Raw genomic sequence first — 1,961 nt, forward strand, 5'->3', positions numbered from 1 at the left:
GGTGCGTGCCGAGCCGGAGATCGACGCCCTGCTCACCGCGATCGGCCGGCTGCACGTCGCCGGCGCACCGGTGAACTGGCCCTCGGCCCTGCCCGAGGCCGGCCGGGCCGAGCTGCCCACCTACCCGTTCCAGCACCGGCGCTACTGGCTCGACGCGCCGCGCCCCACCGCCGGCCCGGCCCAGGTGCTGCACCGCGTCGCCTGGCACCCCGTCACCACACCGGCCCGGCCGGCGCTGCACGGCACCTGGCTGGTCGTCGGCGACGGCCTCGCGTGGATCGACCGGGCGCTGGCCGACCACGGCGCGCACGTCGTCCGCGTGGACGCGGCCACCCCGGAGCCGGTGCCAGAGCTCGGCGACGTCACCGCGGTGGTGAGCCTGCTCGACGACCCCGCGACCTGGCTGTCGCTGTTCCAGTCGATCGACGCTCCGCTGTGGACCGTGACCTCGGGTGCGGTCTCCGCCGGGCCCGACGACCCGCTGACCGACCCCGGGGCCGCCCAGCTGTGGGGGCTCGGCCGGGTGGCCGCCCTGGAGCACCCGGCGCGGATCGGCGGCCTCGTGGACGTGCCCGCCGAGCCCGGGCCGCGCACCGGCCGGCTGCTCGCCGCCGTGCTCACCGGCGACGAGGACCAGGTGGCCGTCCGCGGCGCCGCGGCCTACGGACGGCGGCTCGAAGCGGTGCCGGCCGGCCCGGCCCAGCCGTGGCGGCCGTCGGGGACGGTGCTGGTGACCGGCGGCACCGGCGCGCTCGGCCGGCACTGCTCGCACTGGCTGCTCGCCAACGGCGCCGACCGGGTCGTCCTGATCAGCCGCAACGGCGCCGCCGCGGCCGAGCCGGACCCGCGGGTCACCGTGGCCGCCTGCGACGCCGCGGATCGCGAGCAACTCGCCGCGCTGCTGGCCACGATCGAGATCGACGCCGTGGTGCACGCGGCCGGCGTGCTCGACGACGGGCTGCTGGACTCGCTCACCCCCGAGCGCCTCCGCGCCGTGGCCCGGCCCAAGGTCGACGCCGTGCGGCACCTGCACGAGCTGACCCGCGACCGGGACCTGTCCGCGTTCGTGCTCTTCTCGTCGCTGGCCGGGACGACGGGCTCGGCCGGTCAGGGCAACTACGCCGCCGCGAACGCCTTCCTCGACGCGTTCGCCGAGCACCGGCGCGGCCTCGGCCTGCCGGCCACCAGCATCGCCTGGGGGCCGTGGGCCGGCGACGGCATGGCCGGCCGGGCCGACGGCACCCTCTCCTGGGCCGGCCTCACCCCGCTCGCGCCGTCGGCGGCCCTCGACGCGCTGGGCGAGGCCGTCGGGCGCGAGCTCCCCGCCGTCGTGGCGGCCCGCGCCGACTGGTCTCGCTTCGCCGCCGCGCTCACCGAGGCGCGGCCGAGCCACCTGCTCGACGTGCTGGCGCCGGCGGTTCCCGCGCGCACACCGGTGCGGCAGGGGCCACGCACCCGGCGGGAGCTGCTCGACCTGGTCCGGACGTCGGTCGCCGCCGTGCTCGGCCACGGGCACGGCGGCCGGCTCGACGCCGGCCGCGCCTTCCGCGACCTCGGCTTCACCTCCCTCAGCGCGGTCCGGCTGCGCAACGCGCTGGCCGCGGCCACCGGGCTCACGCTGGACGCCACGGTCGTCTTCGACCACCCGAGCATGGACGCGCTGACCGGGCACCTGGCCTCGTTGCTGCTGGACTCGCCGGGCGCCGTGGAGACGACCGTGGTCCGCGCGGCCGCCGACGAGCCGGTGGCCATCGTCGGCATGGCCTGCCGGTTCCCCGGTGGCGTGCGCTCGCCGGAGGACCTGTGGGAGCTGCTGGCCGCCGGAACCGACGCGATCGCCGAGTTCCCGTCCGACCGCGGCTGGGACCTCGACGCGCTCTTCGACCCCGACGGTGAGGCCCCCGGCACCTCGTACGTCCGGGAGGGTGGGTTCCTCGACGACGTGGCGGGTTTCGATGCCG

General features: G+C 78.0%; 1 protein-coding gene. It reads left to right on the forward strand.

What is annotated here, in order from left to right; genetic code table 11:
• Positions 1 to 1,961: beta-ketoacyl reductase (locus Ade02nite_RS48780; protein ID WP_203778287.1), on the forward strand; the 1,961-nt coding region annotated here is incomplete at both ends.

The organism is Paractinoplanes deccanensis (genome assembly GCF_016862115.1).
Lineage (GTDB): Bacteria > Actinomycetota > Actinomycetes > Mycobacteriales > Micromonosporaceae > Actinoplanes > Actinoplanes deccanensis.